Below are 17796 nucleotides of genomic sequence, written 5' to 3'. Positions count from 1 at the left end.
ATACAAGTTACACTACTATTATAAATAAAGTTTTTTATTTATGAAATACTACAAGAAATTACTATTTATGGTGGTGTAGCAGTTGAAACAGCCTTGGTGGAAGAAGTCTGTCGTTTATCAAATTTATCCAAAGAGTTTTAATGACACAACTGGAAATGGTCTTGGTGACCTACAAGGGATCATCGAAAAACTCGACTATTTGAAAGCATTAGGTATTGATGTTATTTGGTTAACGCCAATTTACAAATCCCCGCAACGTGATAACGGGTATGATATTAGTGACTATTTTGCGATTCAAGAAGAATACGGCACGATGGAGGATTTTGACCGCTTGCTTGAAGAAGCTCATTCTCGCGGCATTAAACTCATTATGGACATCGTCGTCAACCATACTTCAACTGAAAACGAATGGTTCAAGAAATCTCGTGAATCAAAGGATAATCCATACCGAGATTTTTATATTTGGAAGGACCCAAAAGACGGGCAACCGCCAAACAATTGGGAATCAAAATTTGGAGGAAATGCTTGGGAGTATGACGAAAAAACGGGCCAATACTACCTCCATCTTTTTGATGTGACACAGGCCGATCTGAATTGGGAAAACGAAGAAGTTCGTCAAAAAGTCTATGATATGATGACGTTTTGGTTTGAAAAAGGGGTGGATGGCTTCCGTCTGGATGTCATCAATTTAATTTCAAAAGACCAACGCTTCCCAGATGATGATGGTTCAGTTGCTCCTGGGGATGGTCGAAAGTTTTATACAGACGGTCCGCGCGTTCATGAATTCATGCATGAAATGAATCAGCAGGTTTTTTCGAAATACGATAGTATGACGGTTGGTGAAATGTCGTCAACAACCATTGATGATTGTATCAATTATTCGAATCCTGAACGCGAAGAGCTAAGTATGACCTTTAATTTCCACCATTTAAAAGTCGATTACCCAAATGGCGATAAATGGACGGTTGCGGATTTTGATTTCCAGGCGTTAAAAAGAATACTTTCAACTTGGCAGGTGGAAATGCATAATGGTGGGGGCTGGAATGCACTATTCTGGTGCAACCATGACCAACCGCGCATCGTTTCGAGATATGGAGATGATGGCAAGTATTTAACAGAATCAGCAAAAATGCTTGCAACAACGATTCATATGATGCAAGGGACTCCTTATATTTATCAGGGGGAAGAAATCGGAATGACCAATCCGAAATTCGAGGATATCTCCGAATATCGCGATGTCGAGTCCCTAAATATATACAATATTAAAAAAGAACAGGGTATGAGCAACGAACAAATCATTGAGATTTTGAAACATAAATCACGTGATAATTCACGTACACCTGTACAATGGGATGCATCTGAGCATGCTGGCTTCACAAGTGGAACACCGTGGATTAATGTCGCTGACAACTTCAAAACCATTAACGTGGAAAATGCGTTAGAGGACAAAAACTCAGTCTTTTATCATTATCAAAAATTGATTAAGCTTCGTAAGGAATACGATATTATCACATACGGGGATTATGAGCTATTACTTGAAGAAGACCCGCAAATCTTTGCATATGTAAGAAACGGAGAAAATGAGAAACTCCTTGTTGTGAATAATTTTTATGGGAAGGAAGCAACATTCGAGATTCCTGAAAAAATTGAGTTGGAAAAATACACAACGGATCTTCTTGTTTCAAATTATGGAGACTCCCAAACTGATATTTCAAAAGGGATCAGCTTACGTCCATACGAATCCGTGGTGTATCATTTAACTGCAAAATAAAAAGTGTAGACGTTTTGCCTACACTGTGAAAGCCATGCCCACAAATCGGGTGTGGCTTTTTTAAAAGTCTTGATCTTTGGGTAGCGGGTCAATTTTGGTGGAATCGTCGTTATCCATCGAGGTTGCAACAAAGTAAAACCAGAATCCAGCGGAGATAAAATACAATACAGCTATACCAATAAGCGTTAGCCATAGTCCTAACATGTGTATTCCCCCTTTAGATTGGGGCTGGAGAATATAGAAAGATGAAGTCTGGGACAATGTACCTGTCCCCATGTCCCTACTGTGCCCCTTTGTATACGTATATGCAGGGGGGAGTGGTTATTGACTGAAATTTTAGAAATTTAGTGATCCCGTACGTATGGGATATGCGTCTCGCCGCAGATATTTGCGTCTTAAAATCACCACAAACAAAAAAGCGGCCATCTTGGCCGCCATACTATGTATTATTTATTTTTGCGTAAGCTTCCGAGTTCTTCGACGAGTGCTTGCATTTCGTTCGGGCTGAATGAGTTCTTTTTCATGGTGAGGTCATAGATGTCCTTTAATTCCTCGTACATTTCTTCATCAAAATGAGAAGGCTTAATGGCACCGATGTTAAGCACTTTCAGCTTTTCTTTGATTTTTTCTATCATAAACTCTACATTTTCGACCGACTTTTGTGAGAGATCCATGTTTTCATCCTTTCAATTTTCAGTGTATTCTTATTGTATCACGTTTCTGCTATTATTTAATATGGCAAGGTACGGAAATATATGACATAAGGGAGAATGGACAAAAATGATTAAAGTTTTATTCGTGTGTTTAGGGAATATTTGCAGATCACCGATGGCGGAGGCCATTTTTCGAGATATGGTTAAAAAGGAAGGGCTCACCAATGATATTCAGGTGGATTCAGCAGGTACCGGGGATTGGCATATTGGACATCCACCACATAAGGGGACGCAAACCATTTTAACTAAATATAAAGTGTCTTTTGAAGGGATTAAGGCGCGCAAGGTTATCCAAGAGGATCTTGAACAATTTGATTATATTATCGCGATGGACTCTGACAATTTAAAGAATCTAAAAAAAATGACCAGTACCACTAAAACCGGTCAGATTAAAAGGCTTCTCGATTTCGTTGAAGACAGCAAGGTTACAGATGTACCTGACCCATATTACACGGGGAACTTTGATGAAACGTATGAGCTTGTGAGCAATGGGTGCAAGCGTCTTTTAGACGTCATTAAAAAAGAAAATTTTGTTGGGAAGGAGTAATCCAAAATGGCAAAACGCAATAAAATGGTGGAAGGCATGGTCGTTGGGGCTGTCCTTGGAGCAGCGATTTCTTTATTTGATAAGGAAACAAGAGAGCAGTTTTTACATACTAGTAAAAGAGTTAGTCGAAAAGCAGTAGATGTGATGAAAAATCCACAGGGATATACAGAGCTTGTTAAGGACCGATTTAATACGGTTCGTACAACGATTGAGCAGGTAGCGGAGGACGTTCGCATCGTGACCTCAAGGGTAAATGAAATCGTCGAAACGACACCGGAAATCGTTGAAGCAGTGAAAGAAACGAAAGACGCAATTTCTAATAAAACGGATGATGTGAGGGACGATAATATAGAGAGGTGAAAAGATGACCCAAATTCGAACGTTAGATTTGCGGTTTATTAAGGAATTAATTTTGCGATATAAGGAAGATGAAGTAGGTGGTCTTTCAGCAGAGCTTGCCTATTTTTTCTTACTATCTCTATTCCCGTTTTTAATCTTTCTTGTGACACTTATTGGGTATTTGCCCATTTCCCAAATTGATGTGTTGGAGTTTGTAGCGCAGTACGCACCAGAGGGTACTGTTTCTATGATTGAAGAAAACTTAAATTACATTGTGGGTTCGCAAAAAGGCGGGCTGTTATCCATAGGGATCATCGGTACATTATGGTCCTCCTCCAATGGGATTAATGCGGTCGTTCGTGCGTTTAACAAGGCCTACGATGTGAAGGAAACACGGAACTTCTTTTTCACAAGAGGGATCTCAATCTTATTAACGTTTGGGATGATTTTTGTCATCATTGTGGCTTTGTTATTACCGGTCTTCGGAAAACAAATTGGGATTTTTATCTTTTCATCGTTTGGCCTGTCTGATGAATTTTTAGATATATGGAACGGAATTCGTTGGATTGTGAGTGCTGCGATTCTATTTATCGTGTTTACCTTTTTGTACTGGGTCGCGCCTAACCGTCCGTTAAAGATAAAAGAAATTATTTCTGGAGCCTTTTTTGCGACCTTTGGATGGATGTTTGTTTCGCTTGCATTTTCCTATTATGTGAACAGCTTCGGGCATTACTCAACAACTTATGGAAGCCTAGGAGCCATCATTGTGCTGATGATTTGGTTTTATTTATCGGCGATGATCATTATCATCGGTGGTGAAATCAACGCGATACTAAATTGCCATCGCATCAGGGACGGCCGCTGATTTTACCGGAAGTTACCTTCATGAAAAGAAGGTAGCGAGAGATAATAGAGGGTGTAAGTATCATACAAGGAGGCCTCTATCATGTCTAAAAAAGACGGCGGCACAAAACAAAAGGGAAAGAAAAATAGCCCAAAACAAAAAACAAGCAGTTCTGCTAATGGCAGCAACGGCTACCATTAGAACCAGAGGTAGAACCAAAGGGACGGTTCCATTGGTCCCCAAGGACCACAGGGACGGTTCCATTGGTCCCCAAAAATCAAAAAAGGACTTGGACGCAGGGGTCAAGTCCTTTCCTTCTATTTATGACTTCAACAATCGAAGCCCGTTTAAGATAACAAGTATGGTGCTTCCTTCGTGACCGATGACTCCAAATGGGAGGTCAATGATTTGAAAGAAGTTTGAAACAATCAGCAGCATAATCACAGCGATTGAAAAAACGACATTTTGTTTGATAATCCGATTCATACGTTTTGAAAGCTTAACGGCTTCCGCGATTCGAGGCAGGTCGTTTTTCATTAGAACGACATCGGCTGTTTCAAGGGCCACGTCGGTTCCCTGACCCATCGCAATCCCAACGTTTGCCGTTGCTAAAGCAGGCGCATCATTGATTCCATCTCCGACCATCGCAACGGTATCGTATTTCGAAATCAGATCTTTAATGTGGTCAACCTTTGTTTCCGGTAAACATTCAGCAATGTATTGGTCAACATGGCTTTCCTTCGAAATGGCTTCAGCTGTTTTCTCACCATCACCGGTTAGCATCACAGTGTAAATTCCTAAATCTTGTAAAGCTGAAATAGCTGAAACTGTATCATCACGGACAACATCCTTAAGCGCAAGAATTCCAGCAATGTCGTCCCCACATTTTACATAAACAATCGTTTTCCCTTCAGAAGCCAATTGTTTCGAAACCCCATTTTTAAAAGCAGCGGCTGCTTCTTTCCCGACAAGATCGGCTTTACCAATAAGCCAATTGGCATCACCAAAAGTTGCTTTTACTCCATAACCAGGTATATCCTCGATTCCATCAATTGAAAGCAATTCCTGGCCATTTGATTTAGCGTGTGCCGCCACAATAGCTCCTGCTAATGGGTGAGTCGATTGATTTTCAATCGAAGCAACCACCTGTAAAAATTCACTTTGTTCCATTGAATCTGCCACAATGACATCTGTTACGACGGGTTTTCCTTTTGTTAATGTTCCGGTTTTATCAAGCGCAATCGCTTTTAAGTTACCAAGTTGCTCGAGGTGTACACCGCCTTTAAAAAGTATTCCGCGTCTTGCACCATTTGAAATCGCCGAAAGAGTCGCCGGCATAATCGAAGCAACAAGTGCACATGGGGAGGCAACAACTAGTAATACCATCGCCCGGTAAAAGGTTTCAGTCCATGACCAATCTAAAAGAAAGTGGGGAAGAAACATCATGAAACCGACCGCGATTAAAACAATTTTCACATATTTACCTTCAAATTTTTCGATAAAAAGCTGTGAAGGTGATTTTTCACTTTGTGCGGATTGAACAAGATTAATAATTTTTTGGAACAACGAATCTTCATTTGGCTTTGTCACTTCAATGGTAATCGAACCACGCAGGTTAACAGTACCTGCAAAAACCTCGTCACCTAGGGATTTTTGAACCGGAATCGATTCACCGGTAATGGCTGCCTGGTCCACGTTTGTCTCACCTTTTAAAAGCTTTCCATCTGCTGGAATACGCTCGCCTGGTTTAACTAAAATGGTATCCCCGATCTGAAGGGATGAAACATGGACAATATGCTCGATCCCGTTTTGGATAAGTGTTGCTTCCTCAGGCTGCATTCCCATGAGAGAAGAGATTTCCTTATGGCTCTTGTTCATTGTATAGGTTTCAAGAGCGCCACTTAAGGCAAAGATGAAGATTAAAATCGCCCCTTCATTCCAGTAGCCAATAATGGCAGAGCCAATTGCAGCAAAAATCATCAGCATTTCCACATTTAATTCTTTTTCAGTGATTGTATCAGTAATGCCTTCCTTTGCTTTTGCATAACCACCAATAATAAAAGCAAGAAGATACAACATAATCGAAGCCGTATTTTGTTCAAAATGACCTAAAGACCATGCGACCGCGATTAATACACCACTCGTTAAAGCCGCAATCAATTCTCCGTGAAGCTTTACTTTTTCAAGGAAAGGAGAAGGTTCTTTTTCTGTTTTATATAGTTGTTGGCCTGGAGCTGCTTTTACTTCTGTACTCATTTCATTCGCCTCCGTTTTCTAATTGAGAAAAATAATCATTTATTGGTATCTAATTGAGAATTAAAATCAACTTCATTTTGCTAATTGAGAAAGGGAATCACACTCATTAAGCCATTTAAACAAGAAAACTGCAATCGTTTTGATAGCAGCGCTTTGTTTTAGTGATTTTTACTTTATAATTATTATTAATTATAACACACCGCTCGGATTTTAAAAGTCTTTTTTATAATTATTTTAAATAAGTTCACAAATAGCGGAAAATGATAATAATTTATTGAAAAACAATAAACAATCATGTACACTAATCAAAGAGAAAAAATAGGTGAGGTGTTTTTGATGGAGGGAATCATGAGGCTAAAAGAACGAGGGAATACACTCTTTTTAAAAGGAGCCATCTTTTTTATGGGTATCGTTGTCTTGGCTTTATGTATGTATTGGCTACCTTGGGCTGCAAATGATTTAGCAGTCAAAAATCCAGAATTTGCGTATTTAAAATATCCTTTGTTAATTGGCATCGAAGTGACCTTGATCCCGTTTTTATTTGCGCTTTTTCAGGGTTTTAAACTACTAAGTTATATTGATAAAAACAATGCCTTCTCTCATAAATCGGTGCATTCCTTAACTATCATAAAGTATTGTGCAGCGATCATAAGTGCATGGTACGTCATTGGCTTCTTTTTCGTAATCTCACAAAATGCAGGCCACCCAGGTGTCCTGCTGATTGCATTGGTCATTATTTGTGCATGCTTTGTTATTTCAGTTTTTGCAGCCGTGCTTCAAAAGCTATTGAAAAATGCCATTGAAATCCAAGAAGAAAACGACTTAACGGTTTGAGGTGAATACAATGGCAATTATTATTAACATAGACGTCATGCTCGCAAAACGAAAAATGAGTGTAACAGAGCTATCTGAGAGAGTTGGAATCACGATGGCCAATCTGTCCATTTTAAAAAATGGAAAGGCAAAGGCGGTTCGCTTTTCTACATTAGAGGGGATTTGCAAAGCGCTCGACTGCCAGCCTGGAGACATATTAGAATACAGACCAGACGAACAAGAATAAAAAACTCGCCAAGCGGCGAGTTTTTTCTATACCATTATTCTGCAATTTCCTCGAAGTAATAATATGTTGTGTCATAGATATGCTCGATATCTGCATCTGTCATATACATAAGCTCCGTTTTATCGATACCTTTAACCTTCTCAATAAACTCAATCATGTTTTTGCGTTCTTGCCTACTCATTCCAATCATCTCCCTTTTCATTTTTCGTCCTACACATCTGTTTTAATACAGTATATTATAATTAATTGTATTATATAACAGTCCTTTAAAAAACGTCAACGAAATTCTGAAAAATAGGCTAAAAATCATAGGGAAAGAAGAAAAGCGCAGGTGTTCACTGATTATCGCTAAAAGCGCACAAAAAAGACTCCCTTACATAAGGAAGTCTCAACTTTCAACCGTTTTAGGAGCTGTTTTCGAACCAAAAACACCTATCACAATAAAGATGACAAACAAAATGGTCCCGATGACATTGAAAAAGCTAATGTTTTCAAAGTATTGAATAAACAAGCCACCGAAAAACGGTCCCACCAGGCTACCAATGCTAAAAAAGATGCCACAAAGAAGGTTACCCGTTGGAAGTAAATTTCTTGGCATTAAATCTGTCATATAAGAGATACCGAGTGAAAATGTGGATCCAACCGCCATCCCCGCAAACGTAATGCAGAGCCAAAGTCCAACATGAGAGTGTTCTAGAAAGCTTGCAGCAGTAAAGCTTACAAATCCAAAAAATAGAACAATCGTTAAAATATTTCTTCGTCCATATTTGTCGCTCAGAATTCCCAAAGGAAGCTGGGTGATGATGCTACCAAGAGCAAATGACGTTAATAAAATGGATACAAATGTAACCTGTAAATCAATTCGTAACCCGTACACAGGGAAGCTTCCGTTTAAGGATGACTCTAAAAATCCGTAGGCCATTGGTGGCAAAAAAGCAACCCATGCATATTTCCAGGCTTTAGAAAACCGGTTGATCGTTTCTTTAAAGGAGTTCACACCCAACTCTGTTTCAGGAAACTCATTTTTTAATAGGAATAAAAAGAACCATCCGAATAAACAAAGGACTGAAGACAGGATAAATGGCAATGCTTCATTGATATGGATCAATGGTGTCATTAATGGACCTGTGGCAAACCCTAGCCCAAAGAACAAGCCGTATAACGAGATGTTCCTTCCGCGCTTTTCCTCTGGCGAAAACGACGTAATCCATGTTTGAGTTCCAAAGTGCAAGGCATGGTCCCCAATCCCAATCAAGAGTCGCAATGCAAACCAAAACCAAAACGACTTCCATAGTGGGAATAAGGCGAGGGAGATAACCACAAGCAATCCGCCAAATAGAATAACAGGTTTATAGCCATATTTGCGCAATGGGTATTCCATAAAGGGTGATACAAATAAGATTCCAATATAGAGGGCGGTTGCATTTAATCCATTTAAGGTGGATGATAGTCCGCTATTTTCAAAGATAACCGCAATTAAAGGCAACAGCATTCCCTGGCTGAACCCCGAGACCGCCACTATACTTACTAATATCCAAAAACGCAATTTCATGTTGTTTTCCCCCAGTTCATTTTCCAATCTAATCATACAAAAATATTCCAGGGTTGGGAATTGAAAAGATTTAACAATATTCAGAAGGGCAAAAAATTCTAAGCAAGTTGAAAAAACTAATTTAATAGTGGTCAAGAGTCTTCATAATTACATTGACAGGTAAGTAAGAGTAGTTTTATATTTAAAATAATATTCATAATTTTATGAATAATAATTTGTTTTGGTTACATAATATCCTACTTCATCGCAGACGTCCTGGTTTTATAAGTGTTGTGCTCCAACCTATTTTGAAAGGGGACTGAAAATAAGATGAGAACAAGCACTATTGCTGAGGCGGTCCGTCGTACGGCCGCACGCGTGCCACGTAATACTGCCGTTGTATTTGATAACCGGGAATGGAGTTACCGTGAACTCGACATGGCGGTCACCCGTATCGCGCGCCAACTGCGTGAACATGGGGTGGTAAAGGGAGACCGAGTGGCCGCTTACGGTAAAAACTCCGATATGTACGTGCTGCTGTTTTTGGCTACTGCACGTATGGGAGCGATCCACGTTCCGGTAAATTTCCAGCTCCGAGCCGGAGAACTCGATTACATTTTAAGTGATTCCGATCCAGCTCTCATCATCGCTGACCGAGAACTCGCCGATGCAATCTCTCAGACAAAGTCAAACAGTCATCGCAAGATCCTGCAATTCGAGGACGAACTCATGGACTGGGTTTCCAGTAACGATAACGGTCCTTTAAAAGATGATGAATTCGATGTTGAGGATACGGATGTCGCTCAATTACTCTATACGTCGGGCACCACTTCGGATCCAAAGGGAGCCATAATGACACATCGTGCCCTGATGCACCACTACATGAGCTGCATCCATGGGCTAGACATCAAGGGGTCAGACCGTGCGCTCCACTGCTTGCCACTCTATCATTCCGCGCAGATGCATGTGTTCATGCTGCCGGCACTGTTGGTAGGCGGCTGGAACAAGGTACTGCCTGCTCCCGTGGCTGGTGCTGTCCTTGAAACCATGGAACAGGACGCAATTACATCGTTCTTCGCCGCGCCAACCGTTTGGGTTTCAATCGCGAATCACCCTGAACTAACCTCTCGAAATCTCGGGAATCTACGGAAGGCCTATTACGGAGCTTCAATTATGCCTGGACCAATACTCGAACGGCTGCAGAAATGTCTGCCAGAGCTCGGTTTTTATAACGTGTTCGGCCAATCTGAAATGGGTCCTGCCTGTACGGTCCTACGTCCTGAGGAGCACGCAGACCACCCAGGTTCCGCAGGAAGACCAATGCTTTTCGTTGAGGCGCGCGTCGTGGATGCCGAGGGTAATCCTGTGCCAACTGGTGAACTCGGAGAAATTGTATACCGTTCACCCCAGCTTTGCCTTGGGTATTGGAACAAAAGTGAAGCGACGGAAAAGGCGTTCGCCGGTGGTTGGTTCCATTCTGGGGATCTCGTGAAGATGGACGAGAATGGATATATCGAGGTAATTGATCGAGTGAAGGATGTCATCAACACTGGCGGTGTGCTTGTAGCCTCCCGTGAGATAGAGGACTGTATCTACGAGCTACCACAGGTTGCAGAGGTTGCAGTTGTCGGTGTACCGGATGAAAAATGGATCGAGGCAGTCACTGCTTTCGTTGTCATCAAAGCTCCAGTGTCCGAAGAGGAGATCCTCCAGCATGTCAGGAACAATTTAGCTAGCTTCAAGGTCCCGAAACAGGTCGAAATCGTGAAAGAATTGCCGCGCAACGCCAGTGGCAAAATTCTTAAACGTCAGCTGCGTAATGTCAAAGGATCAAAGAGCGCTACGTAAGTCTTTGTTTATTTGGGAGCAATGTCAGTAAAGACATTGCTCCTATTAATTTTGCTATTGTTCCTAATGCGATCTACTCTGACTTCAAAGATTTTCATAGGCGTAAAATACCATGAACCATTTGATTTTCTTTTCATTTGGGGTAAAACAAGAGTAAACTAATGATAACTTAAGAGAATGGGGGAATTTTTCATGATCTTTAAAATGAAGGAAGTTGGCTTTTACACAGACTTGGAGTACGGGGAATTACATGTTGCGGGGGATGAAGCATATGGGTTTAGGCCCTATCAGCTTTTAGTGTCTTCAATCGCAGTTTGTAGTGGGGGCACGCTTCGGAAAATTCTCGAAAAAAAGAGAATGCAGGTGGAGGACATCGCCATTCATACAGAGGTTGAAAGAAATGAGGCGCAAGCGAATCGAGTTGAAAAAATTCATCTCCACTACATCATAAAAGGCACCGATTTAAATGAACAAAAAATTGAGCGTTCGATCGAGATTGCTTCTCGCAATTGTCCAATGGCACAATCGGTAAAGGGAAGCATTGAAATTACAGAGACATTTGAAATCATTCATGAATAAAAACACCATAAAAGTACATAATTTTTATAGAGAGTAAAACTACGCAAATTCTGGGCGTAGTTTTTTTAGGTTAAAGGAAGGTTGTGGCACGATGAATCGTCTTTTTTTGATTATGGTTGTGATTGGTGTTCCACTTTCAGTGATTGGTAGCCTCATGCATTGGCCAGCTGTCATCATGTTTGTTGTCTACTGTTTGACCATTATTGCCCTTGCTGGTTTTATGGGAAGAGCGACCGAAAGCCTTGCGATAGTTGCCGGGCCAAGGATTGGTGGTTTGTTAAACGCCACGTTCGGGAATGCAGTCGAACTTATTATTTCTATTTTTGCATTAAAGGCTGGGCTTGTTACAGTTGTACTTGCCTCGCTAACTGGTTCAGTGCTTGGCAACCTCTTACTCGTTGCAGGACTTTCGTTTTTCGTTGGGGGTATAAAGTTTAAGCGACAAAGATTTAATGTCCATGATGCCCGCCATAACTCAGGGCTGCTGATTTTTTCCATCATTTTAGCGTTTGTAGTTCCAGAGGTTTTTTCAATGGAGATGAATGATCAGGATACATTTACGTTAAGTATCGGTATTTCGGTTATTTTAATCCTCTTATATTTAGCTGGGTTGTTCTTTAAGCTTGTTTCCCATCGCGGGATTTATCAACAGGATTCCGAACAGGTGGAAAAGGAAAATGAAGAGCATGAGGAGCCCGAATGGGGAAAGTGGAAGGCGCTTATTATCTTAGCGTTAGCGACGGTTGCTGTTGGGTATGTATCTGAAAATCTCGTTCATACCTTTGAGGTTGTGGCGGAAAGCTTTGGCTGGAGTGAAATTTTTATCGGGATTATTATTGTAGCAATTGTTGGTAACGCGGCTGAACATGCTTCTGCCGTTATGATGGCGTATAAAAATAAAATGAATGTTGCCATCGAAATTGCCATTGGCTCAACCTTACAGGTCGCCATGTTTGTGGCACCACTCTTAGTCTTGATTTCATTGTTCCTCGATACTCAAATGGCGCTTGTGTTTTCAATGCCAGAATTAATTGCCATGATTACCGCAGTATTTTTAACGATTTCCTTAACGAATGATGGGGAGACAAACTGGTTTGAAGGTGGTACATTGTTAGCGGCATACGCCATTATGGGGATTGGGTTTTATCTATTATAAGTACAAAAAAACGACTCTGTGCAGTTTTAATCTACACAGAGTCGTCTGTCTTTTATGGCTTTCTTCTAAGTACTTTTTAAGGGATAACTCTCAATGGTGTTTTCTTCGTCCGTCAATTCGATAGCATACCCCCTGTCGCTAAGGTTAAGGTATGGTCTCTTTATCCCTCCTTCAAGTAAGGTATACTTCATTATATTTACCTAAGATTAAAAATATTCAGTTAAAAATAAAAATATCGATTAATTTTTTGGTGTCCATTATAATAAAGTACAATGTTTTCAATATCTGAAATTAAGGGAGCACCTCTATGTTGACTAGACGAATTGCATTTTTTGGTATTGGGTTGTTTATTTTGGCACTGGGAATCAGTTTAATGATAATTGCAGATATTGGGGCAGGTGCTTGGGATGCGCTTAATGTCGGGCTATCCGAAACAATTGGCCTCACTGTCGGCACCTGGGTCATGATTGTAGGTATATTAGTCATGTTTGTAAATGCATTATTGCTACGTGCACGACCTGTATTTTTATCGATTGGAACCATCATTTTAATCGGCTTTTTTATTGATTTTTGGTTATTAATCGCGTTGGACGAATGGAATTTAGAAGGCTTAGCCGTGAAGATTGTAACTCTGCTAGGGGGATTAGTGATCGCCTCGCTTGGGATCGCCATTTATTTGCAGGCAAAGTTTCCACTTTCGCCACTCGATAATTTGATGCTTGCGATCAGTTCACGATTTAAACTAAAGTTTGGGATTGCAAAAACAATAGCAGAAGCAACAGGGCTGATTTTGGCACTTTTGGTTGGAGGTCCGATCGGGATTGGAACTTTGGTCGTTACTTTTGGGATTGGTCCCATTATCCAGTTCTTTTTTCCGTATTTCGAGAGGTTGATGGAGAAAGGACTTAGTGGTTCCAGGGGGAATTTGGGCTAAAATCGATAGACGATCCAAAACTGCATGAATGTTCCTTAAGAAATGGCCAGAAACTCTTCTGGCATTTCCCTTTTTTACCAAAACCCTCAAAAATTTTCTAATAAAAGGATGGATAATCTACAAAACCTTCGAAAACACTAAGCACAAAGCCAAGGAAAGGAGTACCATCTATGAAACGAAAATTAGTTTTTATAGTTGCCGTCATGTTGATATTTGGTTTATTTGCAGGAACCGTAATGGCGGAAGGTACCAATAAATCGAAGGGTGAAAAAGCAGATAAATTTAAAATTCCTAGTTCTGTTTTAGACATTTCACAGGATAACACCTATCCGAACCCAACACAGGATTTGCCATATCTCCAGCCAAGTAAGCTCACAAAAGAGCTTATTAATAGTGCTGATGTAGAAATAGAAAATCCAGACCTTATTCGTATTTTAAATGAGTCGGCCATCCAAACGTCGCCACTTGCGCTAGGATACCGTGCCACCATTTACTTAGGTCAGTGGCCACTAAACTATGAATCGTCTGAGACAAGCACGAATTGGGAGTATGAAAAAATCAATACAAACTACTATGACAATCGTGGTGGAAAGACTCCATTTAAAATCCATTACAAACAAGAAATGCAGAAGATTGTCAGAGGTGGATTAACTGCAGAAATTCAGGATGCAGACGAAGTAAAGAAAATGATGTTAATCGAGGCGTCAAAAAAGACCAAGCTTCCACTCTCTTTTACAACGATTATTGGTGGTGCAACCAAAAAGGATCAAGTTTATAATGTACCTCCAAAAAGGCTAGGATATTTATATGCTTATGCGCCGGCAGTCAATGAAAAAGGGAAGGTTACATATGGAGAAGTTTACCTTGTTTTGAAAGGGAGCAAAAAGTCCATTGTTGTTAAAAACGTAACCCACCAAGGAATTGGCGCCTGGATACCCGTCCAAGACCACGTTTCCTACGGATTCCTCGTTTCAGAAACTCCGAGATAGAAAGAAAATCGGGCGTTAAGTAGGCGCCCGACTTTTTACATTTTTGCACGACGTTTTATGAAGTCGTCTTTTTTATAATACGCATTTTTCACGAGAATGTTTGGACCAAGGCATTTTACGGCTGGGCAGTGACAGCTAATTTCCTTCGCTATTTTTGTTTCCGACCAGATGTCATATGCATCTTGAAGTGAAGTTGTTTGAATGTTACCGAGTGGAGGAGTATCCCCAAAATCAGTCACGATAATATCTCCATTGAAAATATTCACATTGAGACGCGATCGACCATCAGGGTCATTCCTCACGGTTACATTTTTACTGGCATAGAGTCTTTTAAGTAATACGAGATCTTCCTCATTGTCGCTACACGCATAAAATGGCAAAGTACCAAATAACATCCATACATCCTCATTGCGGATATCAAGTAAATGATGAATCGCACTCTGAATTTCTTGTAGTGTAAGTACTTCGAGATTACTTGCGAAATCACTTGGGTACATGGGGTGCACCTCATGCCTGCCGCACTCCATGTCCTCCACAATTTGTTTATGAATGGTTTCTAAATGTGGGAGAGTTCGTTTGTTCAGCATGGTCTCCGCCGCAACCATCACACCCGCCCTTGATAAAGCTTTGCTATTCTCAATCATTCGCTGGAAATAGCGCTCGCGCTGTTCGAATGAAGGCTTTTTCTCCATCATTGCAAATCCGCCCTCAACAAAATCATCGATCGTTCCCCAGTTATGTGATATATGAAGCACATCTAAGTACGGGACAATTTTTTCATATCGTGCCAGGTCGAGTGTGAGATTCGAGTTGATTTGAGTACGAACCCCTCTCTCATGGGCATACTTAAGAAGAGGAATCACATAATGGTCCACAGATTTTGTTGAAAGCATTGGTTCGCCACCGGTTATGCTTATGGAACGGAGCTTCGGAATTTCGTCAAGGCGTTTTAGCAAAAGCTCAATCGGTAAGCCCTTAGGATCCTTCGGTTGTAATGTGTAGCCAACTGCGCAATGTTCACATCTCATATTGCAGAGATAGGTCGTTGTAAATTCAATATTGGTTAGCTGCATTGAGCCATATTGCTCAACGTCTAAATAGGCCTCCCACGGGTCATATGCGGGAGAAATTCGAATAGAAGATTGTAAATTTGTCATTTTGTAGCTCCTTTTTACGGATTTGCTAAAACACAAATCGCCATTAGGCATTGTATTGAAAAGAATAATAGTTGTCAATGTAGATACATTTTTATAAGATAAAAAAGATCGAAATACGAAAGGAACGTTGTAGCTTGGGAAATGCGATACATGATAAAGACTCACAAATATCTTATTTAAAAAATCGCCTAAATATGTTTTTAGAGGTGATTGATTCGATGGACCCTGAATCCACCGATTTAGAGGACATTGACCGCCTCATTGAGATGATCGATGACTTGGAAGGCAAATATGAACGGTTTAGGAAGGATTGGAAGGAATAATTATGTTTGATGGACGCTCAGGTCAGTGCTGGGCGTTTTTGTTTTTCAGGGTGGAGCGGTTGCCTAAGAAGGGGTGAATAGTGCCCGATTGGCAGAGTGGAGGAGGGGCAAAGGTAACGCAAAAGGTGGAAACGTACCCGATTGGCACCGGAAAAGAAGTAAAGGGTAACGTAAAAGTCGGAATCATGCCCGATTGGCAAAGGAGGAGAGGCGAAAGGTAACGTAAAAGTCGGAATCGTGCCCGATTGGTAAAGGAGAAGAAGCAAATGGTAACGCAAAAGTCGTAATCATACCTGATTGGCAAAAGAAAAGGAGTAAAGGGTAACGAAAAAGGTGAAATCGTAGAGATGAGTGGAGGCTGGCCTTATGGTTGGCTACGCCAAACAAAAACAATGGATTCTGATGTAGAATCCACTGTTTTTCGCAGGACGGGACCACAAGAACCGTCCCCTTGGCCCCCTTGGCCCTCTTGGCCCCCTTGGTCGCCTGGCCCCGCGGTCACTGGTTACCACTGTCACTGCGGTCGCCTTGATTCTTGGTCTCGAGTGTTAGGCCTTCGACGACGACGTCTTCGTCGATTTCGAGTAGCAAGCAGCGTTTGCCTTGGTACATGATGTATTTGACGTATCGTAATTCTTTTGGACTTAATGTAAGCTTGGCCACTTTTGTGTTGATTTTGATTGATTTTGGAACAAGGTTCGCTGCTTTGAATTCGTGATGCTCATCATCAATTACACTTTTAAACGCATGTTCCACCTTTGCTGTGTCCACATCTTCTACGCCACTCACCTTCAAGATGCGCTCAACGTCTTGATAGTTAATCATAGGTGGCTCGCTATCTTCCTGTTCCTCTTCTTCTTTTTCTTGAACAAAACGGTCGATTTCCTCGTACACGTTCGAAATAACTTCAGATTCTACCGTTTCCCCAATAACATTTTTCAAGATCATCTCGAAGCCGATCTTATCATCTTCTGCGGTCATGATATCTTCACAATTTAATACATCGGAAATGAAACTATAACTAGGCTCGTTTGCTTTCCCGGCCGCATAAAGAATATGATTCACGTCTGCGGCATTGTCGTTAAACGCCGGAAAAAGGAAACCTGTTAACGGAGCGGTCAAGTTAATAACAGGATCCAGCTCAGTATTTGATTTAAATGTCCGTTCAATATAATCAAACACCAACGTCTTTTTCGGTTGATCAATTTTATTTAAGGTGCATAGAATGAGGGGGCTAAAATAAACCTCGTCAGAGCCGCCTTGTTCTGATTCAGGGTCGCGTTTTCGTGTCGGCTTACGGTATTCTGCACGGATGAATGTAACCACTGTGTCAAACTCATAAACCTTAGTAGCATACATTTTCTCCACAATCTGCAGCATTTGCTCGATCCAATCTTCTGTGTCTTCCAGTTGCAGCCCATCATACAAAAGGTCACGCGTACTATTCTCAACATCGTGCTGGAATTTCAATTCAAACAATTTCGTATCGAGTTGTCCAGCCAAAGTCTTTTTAAAGTTATCTAAAAATAGTTCCTGAGCTTCCTGCTCCAACAGCTCGAACGGCTGACAAATATGGTGATAAATCTCATTGGATTCTTTTTTAACATACACATTGAAAATTTCTTTGATGTGTAAGTATTGATTATTTAACTTAAATTGCTTGCGGATGTTTGCGATGTCTTTTTTATTCATTTGATCTCAACTCCCATTTTTTGATTATACATGTATGACTTCAAAATTGTAATGATT

20 protein-coding genes are annotated in these 17796 nt (G+C 40.8%); 13 read left to right on the top strand and 7 right to left on the bottom strand.

The genetic code is table 11. The annotated features are described in order from the left end of the window. Window positions 1–82: 82 nt before the first annotated feature. Window positions 83–1771, top strand: a complete 1689-nt coding sequence (gene treC, locus E1I69_RS07740) for an alpha,alpha-phosphotrehalase (RefSeq protein ID WP_136379030.1) — start codon at window positions 83–85, stop codon at window positions 1769–1771. A 60-nt stretch (window positions 1772–1831) separates the two neighbouring features. On the opposite strand, the gene E1I69_RS24380 is transcribed toward treC, so the two are convergent. Then, window positions 1832–1975, bottom strand: a complete 144-nt coding sequence (locus E1I69_RS24380) for a hypothetical protein (RefSeq protein WP_154670402.1) — start codon at window positions 1973–1975, stop codon at window positions 1832–1834. 242 nt (window positions 1976–2217) lie between these two features. Continuing rightward, window positions 2218–2445, bottom strand: coding sequence for a DUF1128 domain-containing protein (locus E1I69_RS07735; protein ID WP_099361144.1), 228 nt, complete (start codon window positions 2443–2445; stop codon window positions 2218–2220). 106 nt (window positions 2446–2551) lie between these two features. On the opposite strand from E1I69_RS07735, the gene E1I69_RS07730 reads away from it, so the two are divergent. The 3 genes from E1I69_RS07730 to E1I69_RS07720 are packed head-to-tail and all read left to right on the top strand — an operon-like array spanning window position 2552 to window position 4235. Continuing rightward, a complete protein-coding gene (locus E1I69_RS07730) occupies window positions 2552–3031 on the top strand; it encodes a low molecular weight protein-tyrosine-phosphatase (RefSeq protein ID WP_136379029.1) in 480 nt (159 codons plus the stop codon). Between the two features lie 6 nt (window positions 3032–3037). Continuing rightward, complete coding sequence (locus E1I69_RS07725) at window positions 3038–3391, top strand: YtxH domain-containing protein (protein ID WP_136379028.1); 354 nt, start codon at window positions 3038–3040, stop codon at window positions 3389–3391. Window positions 3392–3395: 4 nt separating this feature from the next. Continuing rightward, window positions 3396–4235: a YihY/virulence factor BrkB family protein gene (locus E1I69_RS07720; protein ID WP_136379027.1), complete on the top strand. Its 840-nt coding sequence runs from the start codon at window positions 3396–3398 to the stop codon at window positions 4233–4235. 300 nt (window positions 4236–4535) lie between these two features. Here the strand turns inward: E1I69_RS07720 and E1I69_RS07715 are convergent, their stop codons facing one another. Next, complete coding sequence (locus E1I69_RS07715) at window positions 4536–6470, bottom strand: heavy metal translocating P-type ATPase (RefSeq protein ID WP_136379026.1); 1935 nt, start codon at window positions 6468–6470, stop codon at window positions 4536–4538. A 348-nt stretch (window positions 6471–6818) separates the two neighbouring features. On the opposite strand from E1I69_RS07715, the gene E1I69_RS07710 reads away from it, so the two are divergent. After that, the gene (locus E1I69_RS07710; RefSeq protein WP_136379049.1) at window positions 6819–7304 is read left to right on the top strand and encodes a DUF2975 domain-containing protein; all 486 of its coding nucleotides are present in this window, start codon (window positions 6819–6821) and stop codon (window positions 7302–7304) included. A gap of 10 nt (window positions 7305–7314) precedes the next feature. Next, the gene (locus tag E1I69_RS07705) at window positions 7315–7530 is read left to right on the top strand and encodes a helix-turn-helix domain-containing protein (protein WP_136379025.1); all 216 of its coding nucleotides are present in this window, start codon (window positions 7315–7317) and stop codon (window positions 7528–7530) included. A 34-nt stretch (window positions 7531–7564) separates the two neighbouring features. On the opposite strand, the gene E1I69_RS07700 is transcribed toward E1I69_RS07705, so the two are convergent. Together E1I69_RS07700 and E1I69_RS07695 are read right to left on the bottom strand one after the other, a co-directional pair. Next, window positions 7565–7711 carry a BH0509 family protein gene (locus E1I69_RS07700; protein ID WP_136379024.1) on the bottom strand — a complete coding sequence of 49 codons (147 nt, stop codon included), beginning with the start codon at window positions 7709–7711 and terminating at the stop codon, window positions 7565–7567. A gap of 207 nt (window positions 7712–7918) precedes the next feature. After that, complete coding sequence (locus E1I69_RS07695; protein ID WP_242634555.1) at window positions 7919–9082, bottom strand: MFS transporter; 1164 nt, start codon at window positions 9080–9082, stop codon at window positions 7919–7921. Window positions 9083–9391: 309 nt separating this feature from the next. Between E1I69_RS07695 and E1I69_RS07690 the strand changes: the two genes are divergently transcribed. The 5 genes from E1I69_RS07690 to E1I69_RS07670 all read left to right on the top strand — a co-directional run bounded on the left by E1I69_RS07690 (window position 9392) and on the right by E1I69_RS07670 (window position 14567). Further along, window positions 9392–10909 carry a fatty acyl-CoA synthetase gene (locus E1I69_RS07690; protein ID WP_136379022.1) on the top strand — a complete coding sequence of 506 codons (1518 nt, stop codon included), beginning with the start codon at window positions 9392–9394 and terminating at the stop codon, window positions 10907–10909. A gap of 192 nt (window positions 10910–11101) precedes the next feature. Further along, window positions 11102–11488, top strand: coding sequence for an OsmC family protein (locus E1I69_RS07685; protein ID WP_136379021.1), 387 nt, complete (start codon window positions 11102–11104; stop codon window positions 11486–11488). A gap of 91 nt (window positions 11489–11579) precedes the next feature. Then, window positions 11580–12644: a calcium/proton exchanger gene (gene cax / locus E1I69_RS07680; RefSeq protein WP_136379020.1), complete on the top strand. Its 1065-nt coding sequence runs from the start codon at window positions 11580–11582 to the stop codon at window positions 12642–12644. A gap of 307 nt (window positions 12645–12951) precedes the next feature. Further along, window positions 12952–13578: a YczE/YyaS/YitT family protein gene (locus E1I69_RS07675; protein ID WP_136379019.1), complete on the top strand. Its 627-nt coding sequence runs from the start codon at window positions 12952–12954 to the stop codon at window positions 13576–13578. 170 nt (window positions 13579–13748) lie between these two features. Further along, window positions 13749–14567 carry a YfkD famly protein gene (locus E1I69_RS07670; protein ID WP_136379018.1) on the top strand — a complete coding sequence of 273 codons (819 nt, stop codon included), beginning with the start codon at window positions 13749–13751 and terminating at the stop codon, window positions 14565–14567. A gap of 35 nt (window positions 14568–14602) precedes the next feature. On the opposite strand, the gene yfkAB is transcribed toward E1I69_RS07670, so the two are convergent. Further along, the gene (yfkAB, locus tag E1I69_RS07665; protein ID WP_136379017.1) at window positions 14603–15724 is read right to left on the bottom strand and encodes a radical SAM/CxCxxxxC motif protein YfkAB; all 1122 of its coding nucleotides are present in this window, start codon (window positions 15722–15724) and stop codon (window positions 14603–14605) included. A gap of 134 nt (window positions 15725–15858) precedes the next feature. Here yfkAB and E1I69_RS07660 point away from each other — a divergent pair, with 134 nt between their 5' ends. Next, the gene (locus E1I69_RS07660) at window positions 15859–16047 is read left to right on the top strand and encodes an SE1561 family protein (protein ID WP_136379016.1); all 189 of its coding nucleotides are present in this window, start codon (window positions 15859–15861) and stop codon (window positions 16045–16047) included. Between the two features lie 80 nt (window positions 16048–16127). Next, window positions 16128–16268, top strand: coding sequence for a hypothetical protein (locus E1I69_RS24375; protein ID WP_154670401.1), 141 nt, complete (start codon window positions 16128–16130; stop codon window positions 16266–16268). Window positions 16269–16545: 277 nt separating this feature from the next. On the opposite strand, the gene E1I69_RS07655 is transcribed toward E1I69_RS24375, so the two are convergent. Next, window positions 16546–17739 carry a DUF4317 domain-containing protein gene (locus tag E1I69_RS07655; protein WP_136379015.1) on the bottom strand — a complete coding sequence of 398 codons (1194 nt, stop codon included), beginning with the start codon at window positions 17737–17739 and terminating at the stop codon, window positions 16546–16548. Between the last annotated feature and the right edge of the window lie 57 nt (window positions 17740–17796).

This window comes from Bacillus timonensis, assembly GCF_004799755.1.
Taxonomy (GTDB): domain Bacteria; phylum Bacillota; class Bacilli; order Bacillales; family Bacillaceae_L; genus Ferdinandcohnia; species Ferdinandcohnia timonensis_A.
The sequence above is the reverse complement of the archived record's forward strand: the minus strand, read 5'-3'. Positions and strand labels throughout refer to the sequence as shown.

What these genes read in the sequence shown, in the direction of transcription:
- E1I69_RS07705 (WP_136379025.1), top strand. Translation starts at nt 7,315, where the DNA reads ATGGCAATTATTATTAACATAGACGTCATGCTCGCAAAACGAAAAATG.
- cax (WP_136379020.1), top strand. Translation starts at nt 11,580, where the DNA reads ATGAATCGTCTTTTTTTGATTATGGTTGTGATTGGTGTTCCACTTTCA.
- E1I69_RS07685 (WP_136379021.1), top strand. Translation starts at nt 11,102, where the DNA reads ATGATCTTTAAAATGAAGGAAGTTGGCTTTTACACAGACTTGGAGTAC.
- yfkAB (WP_136379017.1), bottom strand. Translation starts at nt 15,724, where the DNA reads ATGACAAATTTACAATCTTCTATTCGAATTTCTCCCGCATATGACCCG.
- E1I69_RS07695 (WP_242634555.1), bottom strand. Translation starts at nt 9,082, where the DNA reads ATGAAATTGCGTTTTTGGATATTAGTAAGTATAGTGGCGGTCTCGGGG.
- E1I69_RS07670 (WP_136379018.1), top strand. Translation starts at nt 13,749, where the DNA reads ATGAAACGAAAATTAGTTTTTATAGTTGCCGTCATGTTGATATTTGGT.
- E1I69_RS07720 (WP_136379027.1), top strand. Translation starts at nt 3,396, where the DNA reads ATGACCCAAATTCGAACGTTAGATTTGCGGTTTATTAAGGAATTAATT.
- E1I69_RS07675 (WP_136379019.1), top strand. Translation starts at nt 12,952, where the DNA reads ATGTTGACTAGACGAATTGCATTTTTTGGTATTGGGTTGTTTATTTTG.
- E1I69_RS24380 (WP_154670402.1), bottom strand. Translation starts at nt 1,975, where the DNA reads ATGTTAGGACTATGGCTAACGCTTATTGGTATAGCTGTATTGTATTTT.
- E1I69_RS07710 (WP_136379049.1), top strand. Translation starts at nt 6,819, where the DNA reads ATGAGGCTAAAAGAACGAGGGAATACACTCTTTTTAAAAGGAGCCATC.
- E1I69_RS07715 (WP_136379026.1), bottom strand. Translation starts at nt 6,470, where the DNA reads ATGAGTACAGAAGTAAAAGCAGCTCCAGGCCAACAACTATATAAAACA.
- E1I69_RS07655 (WP_136379015.1), bottom strand. Translation starts at nt 17,739, where the DNA reads ATGAATAAAAAAGACATCGCAAACATCCGCAAGCAATTTAAGTTAAAT.
- E1I69_RS07690 (WP_136379022.1), top strand. Translation starts at nt 9,392, where the DNA reads ATGAGAACAAGCACTATTGCTGAGGCGGTCCGTCGTACGGCCGCACGC.
- E1I69_RS07725 (WP_136379028.1), top strand. Translation starts at nt 3,038, where the DNA reads ATGGCAAAACGCAATAAAATGGTGGAAGGCATGGTCGTTGGGGCTGTC.
- E1I69_RS07700 (WP_136379024.1), bottom strand. Translation starts at nt 7,711, where the DNA reads ATGAGTAGGCAAGAACGCAAAAACATGATTGAGTTTATTGAGAAGGTT.
- E1I69_RS07730 (WP_136379029.1), top strand. Translation starts at nt 2,552, where the DNA reads ATGATTAAAGTTTTATTCGTGTGTTTAGGGAATATTTGCAGATCACCG.
- E1I69_RS07735 (WP_099361144.1), bottom strand. Translation starts at nt 2,445, where the DNA reads ATGGATCTCTCACAAAAGTCGGTCGAAAATGTAGAGTTTATGATAGAA.